Raw genomic sequence first — 1883 nt, forward strand, 5'->3', positions numbered from 1 at the left:
TTATGATCGAGCGCTGCGATGTCCACTGTTTGAAGATTTGCTTTTGATACTTCCGCATCAAGCTTTACAGGATCATTTGCCATTGCCGCTTTAAGACGGTTCGATATTGTTCCCCTCACCGCTTTTTCACCGACCTTTATTGGGTCCCAACTTTCCTCTCCCCAGTTGCCGGCAAACATCAATGCATCAGAAGGAATTAGTTTTGCTTCAAATGCCAATACTGAAGGGGTTTTTAGTTTAAGTTCTGCCATGATGTATCTCCATTACCAATGTTAATTCAATTTATATTTGCTGTTCGTTTAAAAGGACATTTCACTGCTTTCGTCGAAGTTATCGGGCTCTACTATATCTTCGACGAAAGGCTCAGATTTCGCTAAGTACCAAGGGTATTGGTGCTGGTATCGCCAGATGGCCGCATTAATTGAGGGCAACCCGTGCAGACTCTTCCACTCTCCAACGCTATAAGCCGCTTCGGCAAAGAGTGCAGGCACAAGAGGATCTCTTATATTGGCAATTTCACCCTGCTCGTACACTTTTGAGATAGCGCAATAACCCGTATTTATGGGTACTAGATAGCCTGGATAAGGCTTTCTGACGTAATGCCATTCTGCTTTATCAGTGCCACTTTCGTTACTGCCGCTTGTCGCATCGTCAACGGGTTTAGCTTCATATTTAAGCGTTGTAAAATCGCACCATGCATCGAACTGTGTTGCCGTACTGTCTTTCTCCTGTAATGCCCTATAATGCGCGGCGAGGTAATCACTACGGTCAATGAGTGCAAAGCCTGGCATCAACTGTCTGAGTGTGCTCATTTCATCGTCTAAAGTTGTTATAGAAACACCGTCAAAACGGACAATCTGGCCACCTGCAAGACGTAATGTAGGAAGAAGGCGTGTCACCGTTCTTGTGAGTTGCTCACCTGTCACTTGGTCTCCGGCTTGATAACCTTTCATTTCAATTAACAGCGAAATTTCCATGGATAAACGGCCCTCTTCGTTGATGGGGGCTGTATTCCCTTGCTGGGTTAGTGGATTTCTAGAAAGTGCAAAAACATAGTCGCCCCACCCTTTGGGCTGGCGGACGTGAACGGTATTGTTATGGCTAATCACCATGACACCATCTAAAGCAACGTTAAGTTCATTAGGTAGCTTTCTAGATATCGCGTGTGCAAATCCTAAAAAGTTGGTCATTGCAGGGAAGCCGTAAGTAAGACCAGCAATAGCATTTGCGTTTTGGACATACAGTTTCTTAATCAAAAGGTATTGGCTCATTAAACGTTCCCCTTTGCTGGCGTTACACGCTCAAAACGCGTTAAGTGGTGTAAGCAGAGTTTATGAAAGTAAGCATGCTCAACATCACCCAATAGGTAGTGTTCGTCACTTTTTAGCTGCTTAATTAGCCAAGTAGCAAAGTCATTCGCTACTACTGGAAGCCAATTGCGCTTTCCACGCTCAGTTTGAAAATTTGAATCTTCGTTATTGAGATCTAACCAAAGTGCATGCTCGGCTTTAAGGCTGCATTCCGGCAATTGCGCCCAACCACTTTCGATTTTTTGGATTGAGCTGGCGTAATGTAGTAATTGCTCAATGATTGGGATGACAAAATAATGATCTCGCTTATAGCGCGTTCTAAAGTTGTTTTCGTGTGGTTTTAAATTTTCTAAAAACGTTTTGAACTCTCTTAAACTTGCAAACACTTTTCTCGTAAATTGATTACTGAATATAGTTTTGTGAGACAGCGGTGGCTTAACCTGTGACTGAAAGGTTGGTGGTGAAGTATTGAGTAAAAATGTCTGACCATACCGCTCGCTATTCAGTTGTGAAATGTTTTGAGGCTTTGAGCCACCAAATGTTTGAATAGCGGTTTGAGGAAAGTTAACGTCC

The 1883-nt window shown here is 43.3% G+C and carries 3 protein-coding genes; all 3 read right to left on the bottom strand.

Annotated elements, in window-relative coordinates; genetic code table 11:
- Nucleotides 1-251 (bottom strand): type I-F CRISPR-associated protein Cas7f/Csy3 (locus BIZ39_RS21500; RefSeq protein ID WP_187448067.1); only part of this gene is annotated, 251 nt, incomplete at its 3' end.
- A 48-nt stretch (nucleotides 252-299) separates the two neighbouring features.
- The gene (gene csy2 / locus BIZ39_RS21505) at nucleotides 300-1271 is read right to left on the bottom strand and encodes a type I-F CRISPR-associated protein Csy2 (protein ID WP_187448068.1); all 972 of its coding nucleotides are present in this window, start codon (nucleotides 1269-1271) and stop codon (nucleotides 300-302) included.
- Nucleotides 1271-1883 (bottom strand): type I-F CRISPR-associated protein Csy1 (locus BIZ39_RS21510; protein ID WP_316248273.1); only part of this gene is annotated, 613 nt, incomplete at its 5' end. The genes csy2 and BIZ39_RS21510, both read right to left, overlap by 1 nt.

Origin of the sequence: Alteromonas sp. BZK5 (assembly GCF_014349115.1) — a bacterium.
In the GTDB taxonomy this organism is placed as follows: Bacteria; Pseudomonadota; Gammaproteobacteria; order Enterobacterales; family Alteromonadaceae; genus Alteromonas; species Alteromonas macleodii.